Annotated in this window: 15 protein-coding genes; 9 read left to right on the top strand and 6 right to left on the bottom strand. The window is 42.3% G+C overall.

Features of this window, described 5'->3' with window-relative positions; translation table 11 throughout:
* Nucleotides 1–80 precede the first annotated feature (80 nt).
* Nucleotides 81–914: an OXA-1036 family carbapenem-hydrolyzing class D beta-lactamase gene (gene blaOXA / locus E0H82_RS08175; protein WP_131264323.1), complete on the top strand. Its 834-nt coding sequence runs from the start codon at nt 81–83 to the stop codon at nt 912–914.
* 200 nt (nt 915–1,114) lie between these two features.
* Complete coding sequence (locus tag E0H82_RS08170) at nt 1,115–2,818, top strand: GGDEF domain-containing protein (RefSeq protein WP_131264177.1); 1,704 nt, start codon at nt 1,115–1,117, stop codon at nt 2,816–2,818.
* A gap of 34 nt (nt 2,819–2,852) precedes the next feature.
* On the opposite strand, the gene E0H82_RS08165 is transcribed toward E0H82_RS08170, so the two are convergent.
* The 3 genes from E0H82_RS08165 to uvrA form a co-directional block, all read right to left on the bottom strand.
* Nucleotides 2,853–3,647: a toxin-antitoxin system YwqK family antitoxin gene (locus E0H82_RS08165; RefSeq protein WP_165492935.1), complete on the bottom strand. Its 795-nt coding sequence runs from the start codon at nt 3,645–3,647 to the stop codon at nt 2,853–2,855.
* Between the two features lie 325 nt (nt 3,648–3,972).
* Nucleotides 3,973–4,842: an AbiJ-NTD4 domain-containing protein gene (locus E0H82_RS08160; RefSeq protein WP_131264175.1), complete on the bottom strand. Its 870-nt coding sequence runs from the start codon at nt 4,840–4,842 to the stop codon at nt 3,973–3,975.
* Nucleotides 4,843–4,959: 117 nt separating this feature from the next.
* Nucleotides 4,960–7,791: an excinuclease ABC subunit UvrA gene (gene uvrA / locus E0H82_RS08155; RefSeq protein WP_131264174.1), complete on the bottom strand. Its 2,832-nt coding sequence runs from the start codon at nt 7,789–7,791 to the stop codon at nt 4,960–4,962.
* 245 nt (nt 7,792–8,036) lie between these two features.
* Here uvrA and E0H82_RS08150 point away from each other — a divergent pair, with 245 nt between their 5' ends.
* The 4 genes from E0H82_RS08150 to E0H82_RS08135 all read left to right on the top strand — a co-directional run bounded on the left by E0H82_RS08150 (nt 8,037) and on the right by E0H82_RS08135 (nt 10,765).
* Nucleotides 8,037–8,639, top strand: a complete 603-nt coding sequence (locus E0H82_RS08150) for a TetR/AcrR family transcriptional regulator (RefSeq protein WP_131264173.1) — start codon at nt 8,037–8,039, stop codon at nt 8,637–8,639.
* A 3-nt stretch (nt 8,640–8,642) separates the two neighbouring features.
* Complete coding sequence (locus E0H82_RS08145; protein ID WP_131264172.1) at nt 8,643–9,620, top strand: zinc-binding dehydrogenase; 978 nt, start codon at nt 8,643–8,645, stop codon at nt 9,618–9,620.
* 69 nt (nt 9,621–9,689) lie between these two features.
* Nucleotides 9,690–10,043, top strand: coding sequence for a DUF1304 domain-containing protein (locus tag E0H82_RS08140; protein ID WP_131264171.1), 354 nt, complete (start codon nt 9,690–9,692; stop codon nt 10,041–10,043).
* A 380-nt stretch (nt 10,044–10,423) separates the two neighbouring features.
* A complete protein-coding gene (locus E0H82_RS08135) occupies nt 10,424–10,765 on the top strand; it encodes a GlpM family protein (RefSeq protein WP_016168795.1) in 342 nt (113 codons plus the stop codon).
* 43 nt (nt 10,766–10,808) lie between these two features.
* Here the strand turns inward: E0H82_RS08135 and E0H82_RS08130 are convergent, their stop codons facing one another.
* The 3 genes from E0H82_RS08130 to tenA form a co-directional block, all read right to left on the bottom strand.
* On the bottom strand, nt 10,809–11,615 hold the full coding sequence (locus E0H82_RS08130; protein ID WP_131264170.1) for an SDR family NAD(P)-dependent oxidoreductase: 807 nt from the start codon (nt 11,613–11,615) through the stop codon (nt 10,809–10,811).
* Nucleotides 11,616–11,708: 93 nt separating this feature from the next.
* A complete protein-coding gene (locus E0H82_RS08125) occupies nt 11,709–12,080 on the bottom strand; it encodes a MerR family transcriptional regulator (protein WP_131264322.1) in 372 nt (123 codons plus the stop codon).
* 68 nt (nt 12,081–12,148) lie between these two features.
* Nucleotides 12,149–12,823: a thiaminase II gene (gene tenA, locus E0H82_RS08120; RefSeq protein WP_131264169.1), complete on the bottom strand. Its 675-nt coding sequence runs from the start codon at nt 12,821–12,823 to the stop codon at nt 12,149–12,151.
* Between the two features lie 210 nt (nt 12,824–13,033).
* Here tenA and E0H82_RS08115 point away from each other — a divergent pair, with 210 nt between their 5' ends.
* From E0H82_RS08115 to ssb, 3 genes are all read left to right on the top strand, one after another.
* Entirely contained in the window at nt 13,034–14,110 is a 1,077-nt protein-coding gene (locus E0H82_RS08115; protein ID WP_131264168.1) for a DUF475 domain-containing protein, read from the top strand.
* A gap of 159 nt (nt 14,111–14,269) precedes the next feature.
* Nucleotides 14,270–15,634 (top strand): MFS transporter, encoded by a 1,365-nt coding sequence (locus E0H82_RS08110; RefSeq protein ID WP_131264167.1) that lies wholly within the window; start codon nt 14,270–14,272, stop codon nt 15,632–15,634.
* A 51-nt stretch (nt 15,635–15,685) separates the two neighbouring features.
* On the top strand, nt 15,686–16,267 hold the full coding sequence (gene ssb, locus E0H82_RS08105; protein ID WP_116759084.1) for a single-stranded DNA-binding protein: 582 nt from the start codon (nt 15,686–15,688) through the stop codon (nt 16,265–16,267).
* Nucleotides 16,268–16,522: the final 255 nt, after the last annotated feature.

Raw genomic sequence — 16,522 nt, 5'->3', positions numbered from 1 at the left:
CAAATTCAATGAAATTTATTCCGTTTGGTCAAAATCTGGCTATGATAGGTCTAAAAGTGAGGGAGCAAGTCAGCATGTGGATGCTAAAAGGTTTATCTTGTTCGGTTTTAAGTTGGATGCTGTTAAGTGCATGCAGTCAGCAACCCGTCAAAGATCAAATGCAGCAACAGTCGATGATGCAACAACCACGATTGGTTGAGTTGAATCATATGTTTCAAGCAGTAGATAGCAGAGTGGTCTTTGTGACTTATGATGGGGAAAAATGGCAACGTTTTGGGAATGATTTACAACGTGCTGAAACGGCATATATTCCAGCTTCGACCTTTAAAATATTAAATGCTTTAATTGGTTTGCAGCAGCATAAAACCACGACCACTGAAGTATTTGCATGGGATGGTAAAGCACGTGCATTTAAAAGTTGGGAAAAAGACATGACTTTGGCACAGGCAATGCAAGCGTCAGCAGTTCCTGTCTATCAAACTTTAGCACGACGTATTGGTCGGCCGCTGATGCAAAAGGAGCTTCGTCGTGTCGGTTATGGAAATGCTCAGATTGGTTCACAGGTCGACCGTTTTTGGTTAGATGGACCCTTAAAAATTACACCGCAACAAGAAGTTGAGTTTGCCTACCGATTAGCAAACAAGGCGTTACCTTTTGATATACAGGTTCAACAAGAGGTGAAAGAAATGTTGTATGTGGAGCGTCGAGGTACTGCCAAATTGTATGCTAAGTCAGGATGGGGTGCCGATGTACAGCCGCAGGTGGGTTGGTATGTTGGATGGGTGGAACAACCCAACGGCAAAATTTTGGCTTTTGCCTTAAATATGCAGATGCAGAATGAGCAGCAATTGGCAATGCGTAAACAACTCACACTAGATGCTTTAGATAAACTTGGTATTTTTCCTTATTTATAAGGCAAAAATATAGGCTTCAGGGCAAATGAGATGAACGCAGTTTAAGGCTGCCTTTGGGTATGCAATCCGTTAGGCTAAATTTAAATGTCTTAAGGCAAAGCAAAGATAACAAATTAAAATATCGTGTTTCAGCGTTGCATCTTTTATCAATGTTATGGTTTAACTATAAAGAAGCAACTTAGCGAAATTTAATCATATTCATGGCAACATTACGGTCAGAAAATATAAGTCAACGATTATTGGGTGCAATGTTGGTCATTGTCCTGTCGTTACTTTTTATTTCCGTACCCCTTATTTTAAAAAGCCACCAAAATTACCAACAGGCGCAGTTGTCTTTAACAGAAATTCAGAGTCTGCGTGCAGTTGCTGAATTATCCAATAAAATTTCACGTGAACGTGCACCCAGCAATAAAGTCATGTCGAGTACAGTTGAAGAATATGCACACAACCGACAAGAATTAGCCGAATATCGACGCGGCGTCGATCAGCATATTCAAAGCACAATTTTACGCTTGAATGAGGCAGGGTTTAATACTGAAGCGGCTGAAATTGTGACGCAATTACAACCGCAGCTACAACAAGGGCGTGATGCTGTAGATGCTTATGCCACTTTGCCTCGTACACAACGCAATATGGAACAATTGGATGCTGCCATATTACAGATGTTTGCGGCATGGGATGCAAGTCATAATATATTGAAACATATGGTGATTCACTCACAAAGCCTAGATGAGCATACCTCAAATTATTATACTTTGATTTTAATTTTAGCCGATTTGCGTGATCAAGCAGGGCGGGTCGCATCTAATGTGATTGCCCCTGTAACCTTTAAACAGAAAATGCCTGATAGTAATTTGGCCCGTTCCTTACAAACTCAGCATCAAGCACATTATTTATGGGATTTGGTGAATACCATTTTGCCTGAACAAGATAAAACTGCTGAATTTATGCAATTACATGAAAAAGTAAGAACGGATTTTCTTGAGCAGGGCATAAGTACGGTACAACAATTGATACAAGACAGCATTTCAGGACGACCTTACGAATTATCGGGTACCGAGTTAACCCAAAAAATTGTCGATAAATTCAGTTCTGTCGTGAATTTGCAAACCTATATTTTAGATTATAGTTTGCAAGTGGCAGAACGAGAGAAATTACAGGCGAAACGCCAATTTTATCTGACCCTTTTTGTGACCACCATTTCTTTGTTTGCTGCTTTATTTACCATGATCTATGCACGTCGTAAGGTTTTTGAACCTTTAATTCAGGCGCGAGAAACAATTTTGAATTTATCTCAAGGCTCAAAACTTGAGACAACAGAAGCATTACAGCATGGTTCAGGGGTAGATTCATTGTTTACGGCAATACGTAAATTAGAAAGCATGTTGCAGCAACGAGATACTTTGGAGTTTCAATTAAAAAATATTGCCAATTCTGATGCTTTAACTGGGGTGGCAAATCGTTTGGCTTTAGAGAGCTATATCCGACATTTAGAAAGTCAGCCTAAAAAACTCGAGAAATTGTGTTTAATTGTGATTGATATTGATGATTTTAAACAAGTGAATGATCAGTATGGACATATGATTGGAGACAAAGTCATTCAGATGGTGGCAAACATTTTAAAAGCCAATGTACGTACTACAGATTTAATTGTACGTTACGGAGGTGATGAATTTCTGGTCTTACTTGAGCAAATGAGTGAGATAGAAGCGCTGAACATTGCCGATCAGATTCGGCGTGATGTGGGCAGGGCAAATATGCAGGTGGGGCTTGTCCCCGATTTACATGTGTCTGTCAGTGCGGGCTATGCCATCGGTGGTGCAAGTTGGTTGGAATTATTTCATAAAGCCGATCAGTCTTTATTTAAAGCGAAGGCGAAAGGGAAAAATGCGGTGCAAGGTTAGACCGATCACCGCATCAATCAGTATTTATTCAGAATTATTCTTCATCTTGATAGCTGCTAAGACAGCTATTGCGGGCGCGAGGTTTGCCGGCTTGGTTCCAACACTGGGCTTGGACAATACTTCCTGCATCGTAAGTTAAGACAGCTTCGGGCATGCCATCTTCGTACCAAATTTCATAGCGGTTTTGTCTGAGACCGTTGCGGTATTCTCCGCGGCGTTCCAATTTACCGTTGTGAAACCATTGTTTGAGTTCGCCACGCATCTCACCATGTTCAAAGCGTACATAGGTCCATGGCTTGCCGTCGGCATACCAACGTTGTTTCATGCCATTTTGTAGCTCATCTCTATATTTCATGGACAGTGCCAATTGTCCATTCGAGTGCCAAATACGATATTCTCCATCAGGAATGCCGTGGTTCATTGTCGACTCTTGCTCTTTTAAGCCATTGGCATGCCAGAAGGTGAGTTTGCCATGATAACTTCCATCTTCGTATTCAATTTTGCTGCGTATTTTTCCATTGGGATAATAACTTTCAAATGTTCCCGAACCTTGCATTTGATCTGGAAAATGCACCAGATGTTCGCATTCGCTGGCTTTGCTGGATGGTTTTTGTGTGGTGATAAAGCCTGAGGTTAAGGGGCTTTGGTCGGCATAGAAATATTGCACTAGCCATGATTTTGAAGAGCCACCTGCTTGAATGCTGGGTGTGCATTGGGGATGGTCTTGCCATGGGTCATCGCTGCCATCGGATTCTGAAGTGAAAACAACCATATTTTCATTGATATAGCCATCGGCGAAGGTGTATAGGGAAACAAGTCCCAAAGACATGCTGAGAAGGAATGCTTTCATGATTTTGATAATGTAATTGAGTTATTGAAAAGTCATAGGGCTTCTGTTTTGATAAAAGCCGAGTCGGATTTTACGTGATTTGAATTTAAATTGATAAATAGAATTTAGATTTTGATGTTAAGTGATTTGAATATCAGTTTAATTCTTATCATGTCCTCATATTTAAGTAGCAGTTTTGATTTTAGTTGCGTAGGAGTTGCCTCACTTTTGATTGGGCAAAAGTGACAAAACCCATGTGTTTGACGGATGCTCAGTCCCTTGGACACAGTCAAATGGGCGACCTCCATGTCGCCTGTCATGTGATTTAGTTTTGGGCTTTGGTTTTTTCAATCAAATAATTAATAAAGTTGGTGCAGGCAACCAGCATAAATTTTGCATCGGTATAGATGACAGTGGATGAGTTAGGAGAACCATGACGTACCCCATCTTCATCTGACGAATATCCGTATAATTTATTTAAACTTTCCATAAGAGTTGGATGTAAATTGTATTTAGATCTTAATTTAGGAATCGCTTTTCCTAAAGGAATGGAATTATCTTCGAGAAGTTGCATTGCTAAAGCTTCTACACCGCTAATCGATTCTTTAATTGAATTTCTATAATCAGGTTTTTGACGATCTGACATCAGTTTTAAAGCTTGATTAAGATGTTGTTGAACACCTGAATATTGATCTGTATTTTCTAAAGCATCTTCGATAGATTGGATTTCTTGTTCAGATGTGATTTCAATGATTTGATCATTAATAATTCTATATGCTGAGTTTTCTTCTTGAAGTGATTGATTTAGGGCATTTATAAATTCATTCTTGAAATATGTGGATTCATGATAACCATAATGAGGATATCGCTCTAATATGGCTTCAATAAAGCTATAAATCTGATGCCATTCAAATTCTTGTAGAATATTATTCCTGATTAAAGTTCTGAAGGTATTCAAAGATGATGGTGAAGTATCAACCGTTTCATTAAAGAATGTACGCCATAGATGGATTACTAAAATTTCTAAATTTGAGTGTGGAATATAATCAATTTCATCATTAAGAATAGATGTATATCTAGAAAAAATGAAAATTACTAAGTTATTCCAAATTTCAGTTTTCAAGTTTTGGCTAATGAAATCTTTCTGAATAATTTCACGAACAGGCTTATAACCATATCTTTCTGAAAACCGCATTATTTACCCCAAAAGTTTTATTTAATTTTTATGTTTATTTAAATCCTCCCTAACCCTCCTTTGGGAAAGGAGGGAATTTCCCCTCTTTTTTAAAGAGGGGTTGGGGAGATTCTAAAATCACTTCAACAATGGCTTCAAGAACCTTGCTGTATGTGAAATTTTATTTTTCACGACGTCTTCTGGTGTACCTTCAGCAATAATCTGACCGCCGCCCGCACCACCTTCAGGACCTAAGTCAATAATCCAGTCTGCGGTTTTCACCACATCCAAATTATGCTCAATCACCACAATGGTGTTCCCTTTGTTGCGAAGCTCATGCAGGATGTCGAGCAACTTGGCAATGTCATGGAAATGCAGACCTGTGGTCGGTTCATCCAGTACATACAAGGTTTTACCCGTATCACGTTTTGCCAACTCACGTGCCAGTTTTACCCGTTGAGCTTCACCGCCAGACAGTGTAGTTGCTGATTGTCCCAAACGGATATAACCCAAACCCACTTGGTTCAAGGTTTCTAAACGGCGGTGAATGACTGGAATGGCATCGAAGAAATGCATGGCATCTTCAACCGTCATGTCCAACACATCAGAAATGTTTTTGCCTTTATAGCCGACTTCCAAGGTTTCACGGTTATAGCGTTTGCCATGACAGTTATCACAGGGCACGTACATATCGGGTAAGAAGTGCATGGCGACTTTAATCATGCCGTCGCCTTCACAGGCTTCACAGCGTCCGCCTTTCACGTTAAAGGAGAAACGACCTGCCGCATAACCGCGGGCTTTGGCTTCTGGCGTTTGGGCAAATAACTCACGAATTGGGGTAAATAAACCCGTATAGGTGGCAGGATTCGAGCGCGGAGTACGTCCAATCGGGCTTTGGTCAATATCCACGACTTTATCGAGGAATTGCAAGCCATCAATCGAGTCAAACTTTTCAGCAGTTAAAGTCGTTGCACCATTGAGTTGAGTTGCAGCCAATGGCAATAAGGTACGGTTAATCAGTGTCGATTTTCCTGAACCCGACACACCTGTAACACAGGTCATCACACCCAGTGGAATGGTGAGATCGACATTTTTTAGATTGTGTCCCGCTGCACCCATGAGCTTAATCTGTTCGTCAGGACGTGGTGGTTGCGTGCGTTGCGTAGGCACAGCAATTTTGAGTTTTCCAGACAGATATTGCCCTGTGAGTGAATCTTCATGGCGTGCCAATTCTTCTGCCGTACCTTCGGCAATAATCGCACCACCATGCACGCCCGCACCTGGGCCAATATCAATAATATGATCGGCAGCACGAATCGCATCTTCATCATGTTCGACCACCAACACGGTATTGCCGAGGTCACGCAAGCGCACTAAGGTTTCCAGTAGACGGTCATTGTCACGTTGATGCAGACCAATCGAGGGTTCATCCAGCACGTACATGACGCCCATCAATCCTGCACCAATTTGCGAAGCTAGACGAATACGCTGTGCTTCACCGCCCGACAGGGTTTCGGCCGAACGTGACAGGCTCAGATAGTTCAACCCGACAGACACGAGGAAGTGTAAGCGTTCACGAATTTCTTTAAAAATTTTGTCGGCAATTTCACCTTTGGCACCGGTTAAATTTAGGCTTTGGTAATAGGTCTCAGCATCACCAATCGACATTTGGGTAATCTCGGCAATGGTTTTGTCTTTGACCCGTACATTGCGCGAAATTTCGTTTAAACGTGAACCACCACAGGCATCACAAGCCGCATTGGATAAATACTGTGCCAAATCATCGCGTACATAGTTACTTTCAGTTTCACGGTAACGACGCTCAAGATGCGGCAAAATCCCTTCAAAAGGTTGTACGCGATTGTGTTTACGCCCACGCTCATCGATATAACTCAAATCGACCTTTTCTTTGCCTGTGCCGTATAAAAACTTCTTCTGGGTGTCTTTATCCAGTTCGTGCCACGGAGTATCTAAAGAAAATTCAAAATGATCTGCAACTTTTTGAATCATGCTGTAGTAATAAGGACGCTGTCTGTCCCAACCACGAATAGCCCCCTGACTGATGGACAGTTCTGAATTTGGAATGAGTTTGTCGGCGCTGAAATGGCTGCGTGTGCCTAAACCATCACAGACCGGGCAGGCACCAAAGGGATTGTTAAAGGAAAATAGGCGGGGTTCTAGTTCTGCTACAGCACGGTCACATTTAGGACAAGAGTGTTTGGCAGAAAAGACGCGGTCAGGATGTTCGCCTTTCATCCATGACAGTACCGCAATATCACCGCCTAAACGTAGAGCGGTTTCAAAACTTTCTGCAATACGGTTGCCCAAGTCATCACGGACTTTAAAGCGGTCAACCACCACTTCAATGGTGTGTTTTTTCTTTTTGTCCAGTTCAGGCGGCGAATCAATATCAATAATTTCCCCATCGACACGGGCACGAACAAAACCTTGGCTTTGCAGTTGTTCAAACAGGTTGCTGTATTCGCCTTTTCGCTCGCGTACCACAGGCGCAAGTAACATTAAGGCGGTGCCTTCTTCAAGGGCTTTGACTGCATCAACCATTTCTGAAATGGTTTGTGCCACCATTGGGAGGTCATGTTCAGGGCAAAAAGGCGTGCCAACCCGCGCATAGAGTAGGCGTAGATAGTCGTAAATTTCAGTAATAGTGCCCACGGTAGAACGAGGGTTATGGCTGGTGGACTTCTGTTCAATGGCAATCGCAGGACTTAAGCCTTCAATCGAGTCAACCTCAGGTTTTTCCATTTGCGATAAAAACTGACGTGCATAGGCAGACAGCGATTCTACATAGCGGCGCTGACCTTCGGCATACAAGGTATCGAAAGCGAGAGAGGATTTACCTGAACCTGAGAGTCCCGTAATCACCACAAACTTGTCGCGGGGAATATCGAGGCTCACATTTTTTAAATTGTGGGTACGTGCACCTCGAATACGGATATGACTTTGGCTCATGAAAACATCTCAATTATTGTGCAAATAGAAACTTATATGATAGCGCTTTAAAATTGTTCAAGTCAGTGATCTGGGTTTTTAAACGACAAATCATGACGGATGAATTATCCCTGAACAATCTCGCGTATTTTAAGTCGCTATTATTAACATTCATTTGCCGTAGTGGCTACTACTGTAGAAATTTAACCGTCCAAGTTACATAAATTTACTAGACGACTGGTCTAATATTAAAATATAGTCAGCTCATGAAACGATCAAGTAAAAGTGAAGCCACCCGCCAGCATATTCTCGACACCAGTTTTCCACTGGTGTTACAGAAAGGTTTTGTCGGGGTGGGGCTGCAAGAAATCTTAAAAGCCTGTGACGTGCCGAAAGGTTCGTTCTACCATTATTTTGCCTCAAAAGAAGCCTTTGGCTGTGCCTTATTAGAGCAGTACATCAGCGATTATAAAGATCAGGTGGAGCAGTTGTGGCAACTGACGGACGGCAGTGCTTATGCGCGATTGATGGCGTTATGGCAGGCGTGGATTGAAGACCCGATTCGGGGTGGTTGGGCGGAAAACTGTCTGATTGTGAAATTAGCAGCCGAAGTATCTGACTTGTCTGAAGATATGCGTCAAATCCTGAATTTCGGGGTAAATAAATTAACTGAACGGGTTGCGGCTTTGCTTATAGAAGGGCAGCAGGAAGGTTCTATCCCCACACATATTCAGCCTGTAAAAATGGCGCAAGTGATGTATCAATTGTGGTTAGGTGCAGCCTTGCTGGCCAAATTGGCACAAGACAAAGCTCCTTTGCATCTGGCACTCGAAACCACACACAACCTCTTACAACCCATCAAGGATTAACCCATGCGTAGTATCATTCATCGTCGTTTTGGCGAACCAGTTGATGTATTAGAACAAGCAGATATGCTGCAACCTGAACCGAAAGCAGGGCAAGTCCGTTTAAAAGTGATTTTATCCCCGATTCATAACCATGATGTGTGGACAGTCCGTGGCAGTTATGGCTATAAGCCTGAATTACCTGTCATTGGGGGGAGTGAAGCGGTTGGAGTAATTGATGCATTGGGTGAAGGTGTCACAGGTTTTGAATTGGGACAGCGTGTTTCTGTTGCAGGTATTCATGGCAGTTGGGCAGAATATTGTCTGGCACCCGCAGCAGCACTGATTCCTTTACCTGATGCGATTCCAGATGAATTGGCCGCACAACTGATTGCCATGCCTCTCAGTTCTTTAATGTTATTGGATTTTGCCAACTTAGAGTCAGGTCAGTGGATGATTCAAAACACTGCCAATGGTGCAGTGGGTAAAACCGTGGCGATGGTGGCACAAGCACGTGGCATTCATGTGATTAACTTAGTCCGTCGTCAAGAAGCGGTTACCGAAATGACTGCTTTAGGCATTCAAAATGTGGTGGCAACTGATCAAGCCGATTGGAAAGCCCAAGTCAAAGCCATTCAGGGGGATCAGCCATTGATGGTTGGGGTCGACTCGATTGGAGGTAAAGCCAGCGGTGAGTTGTTGAACTTATTGGGTGAAAATTCCTTATTAGTTTCCTTCGGTAGCATGACGGGTGAAACCATGCAGATCGAGTCAGGCGATTTAATCTTTAAACAAGCCACAATCAAAGGATTTTGGGCGAGTGTGGTGAATCAGCACATGCCTGCGGAACGTAAAAAAGCCTTGGTGATGGAATTATTAACCCTCGCGGCACAGCAGAAACTGACCTTACCTGTCGAAGGAATTTATACCTTTGATCAGGTGTCGCAAGCCACGGAAAAATCAACCCAAGCAGCACGCCAAGGTAAAGTGTTATTTAAACCTTAATTTTGAAGATTGAAGTGGGCTGAAAGGCTCACTTTTGCCATCGCAGATAAAACAACAAGGAAAATAAAAATGTTGGGACAAATTTTAGTGGGACTCATTGCAGTTTTGCATGTGTATATTTTAGTGCTAGAAATGTTTTTATGGGATAAACCCTACGGCTTGAAAGCCTTTGGTAACACTCCTGAAAAAGCCCAATTGACCAAGGTTATGGCACAAAATCAGGGCTTGTATAATGGCTTTTTGGCGGCAGGTTTATTCTGGTCATTGTGTGCACCTGAAAGCTATGCCTTAGCTTTGGCCAATTTCTTTTTGGGCTGTGTATTGGTGGCAGGGATTTATGGAGGGATGACCGCCAGTAAAAAAATTATTTATATTCAGGCAGTGCCTGCGCTATTGGCGTTGTTGGCGGTCAATTTACTTTAAATGTTCAATTGCATTGAGGTGTTCCCAACCTATAGAGAACACCTCTGCTGCGGTTGAATTAGCAAGCCAAGCCTAGTTGACGCTCAAAAATAGACTCAACGGACTCGAAGGCATGTTGTCTTGGAAGATCCTGATGTTGGCACGCATAAACATTGATGTCTTTTTCTAAAATTTGTAGAAAGTTATTCTAGTATTGTGCAAAATTTTACACCAATAGAGCATACGCCCCGTATATCTGGAAGCAGATAGATGAGGCGGAATTGGCTTGAAATCCAAATTTTATTCTAGATATTTCCACCAAATTCACATGCAAATCGGCCTTTAGAAGCGCAGAATACGTGGCTTGGCTAGATGGTGAAAGTATTGGGTAGAAGCGAAGTATGTGGGCATTATTTTTAAAATGTATGTTGGGTGCAGCAGTCGTGCTGCTGATTTCCATTTTATCCAAAAGTAAGGCTTTTTATATTGCGGGCTTGGTTCCGCTGTTTCCCACTTTTGCACTGATTGCACATGTGATTGTGTACCAACAAAAAGGGGCAGAAGCCTTACAAAAAACAGCGTTATTTGGCCTATGGTCTCTGATTCCTTATGCCATTTATTTAGCAGCCGTTTATGTGTTGGCGACGCGCATGTCGATGTGGTCATGTTTGGGCGTAGCGACACTCAGTTGGGTCGTGGCTGCGGCAGGCTTAATTTATGCGTGGCAAATATTTCAGCATTGAAAAGATTAAGCAAAGGTTCTTAATCTTTTCAATTGGTATGTATTTATGATGCTTTCAGAACGCGGTCTTTGAGAATACGTTCAGCCATACGAAGCATTTTCTTGCGAGACAAAATACGGGGCAATTGAGCGGTGAGATAGTTGCTACACCCGACAATCACAGATGTTTTGTTTTGATCGATGGCTACTAATGTGGCTGAAACGACGTCATCAACTGAAGAGCTTTTCATGCCGCGAGTATCGGCATTTGCCACTTGTGTAAAGTTGGTTTCGGTATTGCCAGGACAAACCGCCAAGAATTTAACCCCTGAAGATGCATATTCTCCTGCAAGTGCTTCAGTAAAATTAAGCACGTAAGATTTGCTTGCTCCATAGACCGCAATATAAGGCAAAGGCTGGAAAGCCGCTGTCGATGCGATATTGATCATGATGCCTTTTTTACTCGCCAGCATTTGTGGCAAAAATAAATAGCATAAAGACGTTACACTATTCATGTTGAGCATGATCATTTCATTGTAGGTCGCGGCAGATTGATCCAGAAATTGACTCCATTTTCCAAATCCAGCGTTGTTAATTAAAATCTCGACCGATAATTTTCGTGCTTGCACCTCATCAAACAGCTTTTGCGCTGCATGTGGTTGAGCCAAATCTAAACCAATGACTTCAACCTGAATGTTATATTTTTTTTCAAGCTCATTGGCTAACTCATTCAGTTTTTGCTCAGAGCGCGCGGTTAAAATTAAGTGGATGCCTAAAGACGCAAGCTTTTGTGCATAGGCTTTGCCGATTCCTGAAGATGCGCCTGTAATTAATGCTGTTGAATTTTTAAATGTAGAAAGATGAGAACTCATTTTATAAATCCGTAATAAAAGGAGTTATGACCATAAACCTTTCCCCTAAGGACAGAGTCAAGCTTTAATTTACAGGCATGTTGATTGACTGGGTTATACAGCGCTGGTGTCGGTCATATAGGTTTGAGTAATTTCATCTTCCAGTTGCTTTAAGTTTTCTTGTAAACGGTTTAAGGCGTGTTGGTGTTCTAAAATTTGCTGATGCTTATTGGCGATTAACGCCTTCGCTACTTCTACAGGAAATCGGTTCTGTTGATATTTTAAAACAGAAAGGTCATAAAGTTCGGAAAGACTAAATCCGACTGCTTGGGCAAGACGAATCATCTTAACTGATTGGACATCAATCGCTGCATAAATACGATAATTTCCTTTTCTCTTCGCAACGGGTAATAAACCGAGTTTTTCATAATGCCGAATGGCTTTCGGGGTGGTGCCTGTTAAAGCAGCCAATTCTCCAATATACATATTTTTCTCAATCACTTTAAAGATGATCACGCGCCAAAGACCCATGATCAGTTTCATATATGCTTCAATTATAGGTGGTCTAAACCCAACCATTGTTTTTGATGATAAGCACTATCCCAGAATAACCATTCCAGTGTTGCTCCCATGCGATACGCCGCATGCATTTTTTCTAAAGTGTCAGCATCGCAACGTGCAGCGACTTTATTTACGGTGGCAATGACATTGTGCACGGCGGTATGGAATTCTTCACCGGCATAAGTATCGATCCAAGCTTGGTAGGGATTATTCGGTACAGATTGCTGCACAATGTCTTGACCGACTTCGGCATAAATCCAGAAGCAAGGGAGCAAGGCAGCCAGTACCACAGGATAACTTTCCGCCCATGCAGTCGCACTTAAAAATGACGTGTAATGATGACAAGCCAAGGTCAGTGGCGTGGTTTCAAACTGGTGTTTAGAGACATTGAATTCTTGCATAAAGCTGTCATGTAGACTACGTTCAACCACAATCGCAATTTTGGCGGCTTCCGAAAATTGCATGACGTCATCGGCTTCATACGCTTTTGCTGCACATACCGCTAATGCGCGGCCATAAGCCAATAAATAATGTGCATCTTGAATGACATAATGAGAAAAGGCTTCACGGCTGAGTGTGCCTCGGGCAAGCTCTTGATTGAAGGGCTGTGCTAAAGTTTCTTGGTAGAGGTCGAGATTACGCTGCCACAATTGTTCAGAAAAAAGCATGCGGGTTTCCTGGTCTATCTTTACAAATTATGGTGACTAGACTAACTCAAGCATGCCCAATAGACGACCCATTTTTGCTGTGCTTGGCTCGTGGCAGAAAAAATCGCAGAACAATTTTGGTTTGGCGTGTAAAAGCGTCATAATATCGCGCATGAATTTTTATGCTGTAGTCATGCTATGGCACTCTTATTATCCAAAGGTCACTTCGTTATGATGAAACATTTTGGTTTCTCTATCTTATTTACGATTGTGTGTCTTGCAATTTCTGCTTATTGGGGCTTTACGCATGGTCCTGAAGCAGGCTTGAAGACCATGTTTACTGCGTTGACCATTACCGCTATTTTGGCGGTGATGGAAGTTTCTTTGTCGTTTGATAATGCGGTCGTGAATGCTTCAGTACTCCGCGGATGGGATCATTTTTGGAAAATGATCTTCTTGACGGTCGGTATTGTGATTGCTGTATTTGGTATGCGTCTGGTGTTCCCTATTGTGATTGTGGCAGTAACTGCCGATATGGGTATGCTGGACGTGGTGAACATGGCATTGAATGAGCCACAGCAATATTCAGAAAAATTGATGGCCCATCATGCTGAAATTGCTGCCTTTGGTGGTGCGTTCTTATTGCTGGTGTTCTTGAATTTCTTCTTTGATGAAGGTAAAGACACCCATTGGTTCAGATGGTTAGAGCGTCGTTTAGCCAATTTAGCCAACGTCCCTGCAATGTCCGTCTTTATTTCACTGATTGCGTTATTGATTATGGCAGCCAATGTTGCCGATGCTGAACGTTTGTTGGTGACGATGGCGGGTATTTGGGGCATCGTGGTGTATATCGGTGTGCAAGTGCTCAGTCATTTGTTGGGTGGCGAACCTGAAATTGATGAAGATGGCAATGCCGTGGCACATGATGCCAGTGGTGCATCTACAGGCGTGATTAAAGCTGGTTTAGGGGGCTTTATTTATCTGGAAGTATTAGATGCCTCATTCAGTTTTGATGGCGTGATTGGTGCATTTGCGATTACTTCGGATGTGGTCATCATTATGCTGGGTCTGGCGATTGGTGCAATGTTTGTCCGTTCAATGACCATTTATCTGGTCGAAAAAGGCACACTCGATGCCTACATTTTCCTTGAACATGGTGCACATTATGCGATTGGTGCTTTAGCCTTCATTATGTTGGCCAGTGGTACAGGCGTGCATGTTCCAGAAGTGGTGACGGGTTTAATTGGTGTAGCCTTTATTGTTTGGGCAGTTATTGCCTCCATTCAATATAGCAAGCGTCAAGGCTAGTAAGGCTCAGTTCTTCATGTGAACGAAATGTCTACACAGTAGAATTCAGGGTGCATTGAATTGCGCCCTTTTTTCTTGAGATAATTCCAGAATCGCCACGCATTCGTATCTGAATGCTGTAGCATAACCTCCAAATTCAACGCATTTAAGTCTATTGATATGATGAATTCCTTAGAACGCCGCTCGACCTTTGCTTTAAGCAGTATTTTTGCATTGCGCATGTTGGGTCTGTTCATGATTATCCCAGTCTTTTCCGTGGCTGGTCAGTCGTATCAACATGCGACACCTGCGTTGATTGGTTTAGCAGTAGGCGTCTATGGATTAAGCCAAGCCATTTTACAAATTCCTTTTAGCTTGATTGCCGATCGTTTTAGCCGTAAACCTTTGGTGGTGCTGGGCTTGTTGTTGTTTGCAATTGGTGGTGCAGTCGCGGCGATGTCAGACAGCATTTATGGCGTGATTATTGGTCGTGCCATTGCAGGTGCGGGTGCGGTTTCTGCGGTGGTTATGGCCTTACTGGCAGATGTCACCCGTGAAGAACAGCGCACCAAAGCCATGGCTGCCATGGGAATGAGTATTGGTTTGTCTTTTGTGGTGGCATTTAGTTTGGGACCATGGCTCACCAGTTTGGTAGGAATTTCAGGGCTGTTTTGGGTGACAACCATTATGGGCTTGGCGGCCATTGCCATGTTGTTGCTGGTACCGAAAGTGACCCGACATCATAAAAACTTCCAGCAAGGTTATCTGGCTCAACTGAAACAAGTCTTGAAAATGTCAGATCTGAATCGGTTACATGTGTCCGTATTTGCTTTGCATTTATTGCTCACGGCAATGTTTATCTATGTGCCATCTCAATTAATTGAATTTGCAAAAATTCCATTAGCCAAGCATGGTCTAATTTATCTCCCGTTATTGGTCATTAGCCTGTTTTTTGCCTTTCCTAGTATTATTGTGGCGGAAAAATATCGCAAAATGCGCAGTATTTTCCTCACTGCAATTGCAGGCATCATTTTAGGTTTAATCACGTTGATTTTTGGCTATGAGTCCAAATATATCTTATTGATCGGGTTGGGTTTATTTTTCATTGCCTTTAATGTCATGGAAGCGTTATTGCCATCGTGGCTGTCTAAAGTTGCACCGATTCAGTCCAAAGCCACCGCGATGGGCGTAAATGCCAGCAGTCAGTTTTTAGGGGCATTTTTTGGCGGTACGTTGGGAGGTCAACTATTGATGCTGAATAACACCGCATTGGGTTGGAGTATCCTCACGGCAATTGCTATAATTTGGCTATTCATCAGTTTTGGATTGGCTCAACCACGTTATCTTTCATCGTTGGTGTTGCGCTTACCCGAGAATAAACAAACAGATGAGTGGACTTCGCAACTTTTAGCGATCCGTGGTATTGAAGAAGTCGTGGTGATGTCAGACCAGCAAGTGGCCTATGTGAAAGTGGACAAGCAACGAATTGATGAAGCTGCGCGACAACATTTAACGCACTTGTTGGGGAAAGAGGTAGCCATTTAAGCATAACTCTTATAAAGTAAATAATAGAAATAGATAGGAAGTAAACATCAGATGCGCGGTGTAAATAAAGTTATTTTAGTGGGCACATTAGGCCGAGATCCAGAGACGAAAACTTTTCCGAATGGGGGTTCGCTGACTCAGTTTTCAATCGCAACCAGCGATTCTTGGACTGACAAAAGCACAGGTGAACGTAAAGAACAAACTGAATGGCACCGTATTGTGTTGCACAATCGTTTAGGTGAAATTGCTCAGCAATATTTACGTAAAGGTTCGAAGGTTTATATTGAAGGTTCATTGCGTACGCGTCAATGGACAGATCAAAATGGCCAAGAACGCTACACCACAGAGATTCGTGGTGAACAAATGCAAATGCTCGATTCAAACCGTCAGCAAGGTGAAGGTGTACCGAGTGATAACGCAGGGTTTAACCAACCACGTTTCAATAATAACCAAAACAGTGGTTATGGCAATAACACAGGTTATAACAACAATAACAACCAAGGTTATGGCAACACTGGTGGTTTTAATAATAATCCAGCAGGTGGCAATACCCAAGGGGGCTATAGCAATACACCTAAAGCCGCACCTTCTGCGCCAACACCAGCAGATTTGGATGATGATTTACCATTTTAAATCATATATTTAAGTAATTTGTTAGGTTGTTTCAAATTTATTTGTTTTAAATTTATTTAAACTCAATTACTTAAACAGAGAAGTAGCCTCTTTTATTTTGTAAATAAGAGAGGCTATTTTTTTACTATAGAAAATATTAAGTTCAACATGCATATAGCATTTATTTTGTTGTGATATGCCTATATTAAATTTTTACAATTGTTGTGAAATTGAATGACATTTACGTTCAGTTGACTTGTATATAAATTTGAATTT

Source organism: Acinetobacter sp. ANC 4910 (assembly GCF_004331035.1).
In the GTDB taxonomy this organism is placed as follows: domain Bacteria; phylum Pseudomonadota; class Gammaproteobacteria; order Pseudomonadales; family Moraxellaceae; genus Acinetobacter.
This window is presented reverse-complemented; position numbering and strand designations above follow the sequence as displayed.

Coding starts and splice junctions, on each gene's coding strand:
- blaOXA (WP_131264323.1), top strand. CDS start 81: ATGCTAAAAGGTTTATCTTGTTCGGTTTTAAGTTGGATGCTGTTAAGT.
- E0H82_RS08170 (WP_131264177.1), top strand. CDS start 1,115: ATGGCAACATTACGGTCAGAAAATATAAGTCAACGATTATTGGGTGCA.
- E0H82_RS08165 (WP_165492935.1), bottom strand. CDS start 3,647: ATGTCTTTGGGACTTGTTTCCCTATACACCTTCGCCGATGGCTATATC.
- E0H82_RS08160 (WP_131264175.1), bottom strand. CDS start 4,842: ATGCGGTTTTCAGAAAGATATGGTTATAAGCCTGTTCGTGAAATTATT.
- uvrA (WP_131264174.1), bottom strand. CDS start 7,791: ATGAGCCAAAGTCATATCCGTATTCGAGGTGCACGTACCCACAATTTA.
- E0H82_RS08150 (WP_131264173.1), top strand. CDS start 8,037: ATGAAACGATCAAGTAAAAGTGAAGCCACCCGCCAGCATATTCTCGAC.
- E0H82_RS08145 (WP_131264172.1), top strand. CDS start 8,643: ATGCGTAGTATCATTCATCGTCGTTTTGGCGAACCAGTTGATGTATTA.
- E0H82_RS08140 (WP_131264171.1), top strand. CDS start 9,690: ATGTTGGGACAAATTTTAGTGGGACTCATTGCAGTTTTGCATGTGTAT.
- E0H82_RS08135 (WP_016168795.1), top strand. CDS start 10,424: ATGTGGGCATTATTTTTAAAATGTATGTTGGGTGCAGCAGTCGTGCTG.
- E0H82_RS08130 (WP_131264170.1), bottom strand. CDS start 11,615: ATGAGTTCTCATCTTTCTACATTTAAAAATTCAACAGCATTAATTACA.
- E0H82_RS08125 (WP_131264322.1), bottom strand. CDS start 12,080: ATGTATATTGGAGAATTGGCTGCTTTAACAGGCACCACCCCGAAAGCC.
- tenA (WP_131264169.1), bottom strand. CDS start 12,823: ATGCTTTTTTCTGAACAATTGTGGCAGCGTAATCTCGACCTCTACCAA.
- E0H82_RS08115 (WP_131264168.1), top strand. CDS start 13,034: ATGATGAAACATTTTGGTTTCTCTATCTTATTTACGATTGTGTGTCTT.
- E0H82_RS08110 (WP_131264167.1), top strand. CDS start 14,270: ATGATGAATTCCTTAGAACGCCGCTCGACCTTTGCTTTAAGCAGTATT.
- ssb (WP_116759084.1), top strand. CDS start 15,686: ATGCGCGGTGTAAATAAAGTTATTTTAGTGGGCACATTAGGCCGAGAT.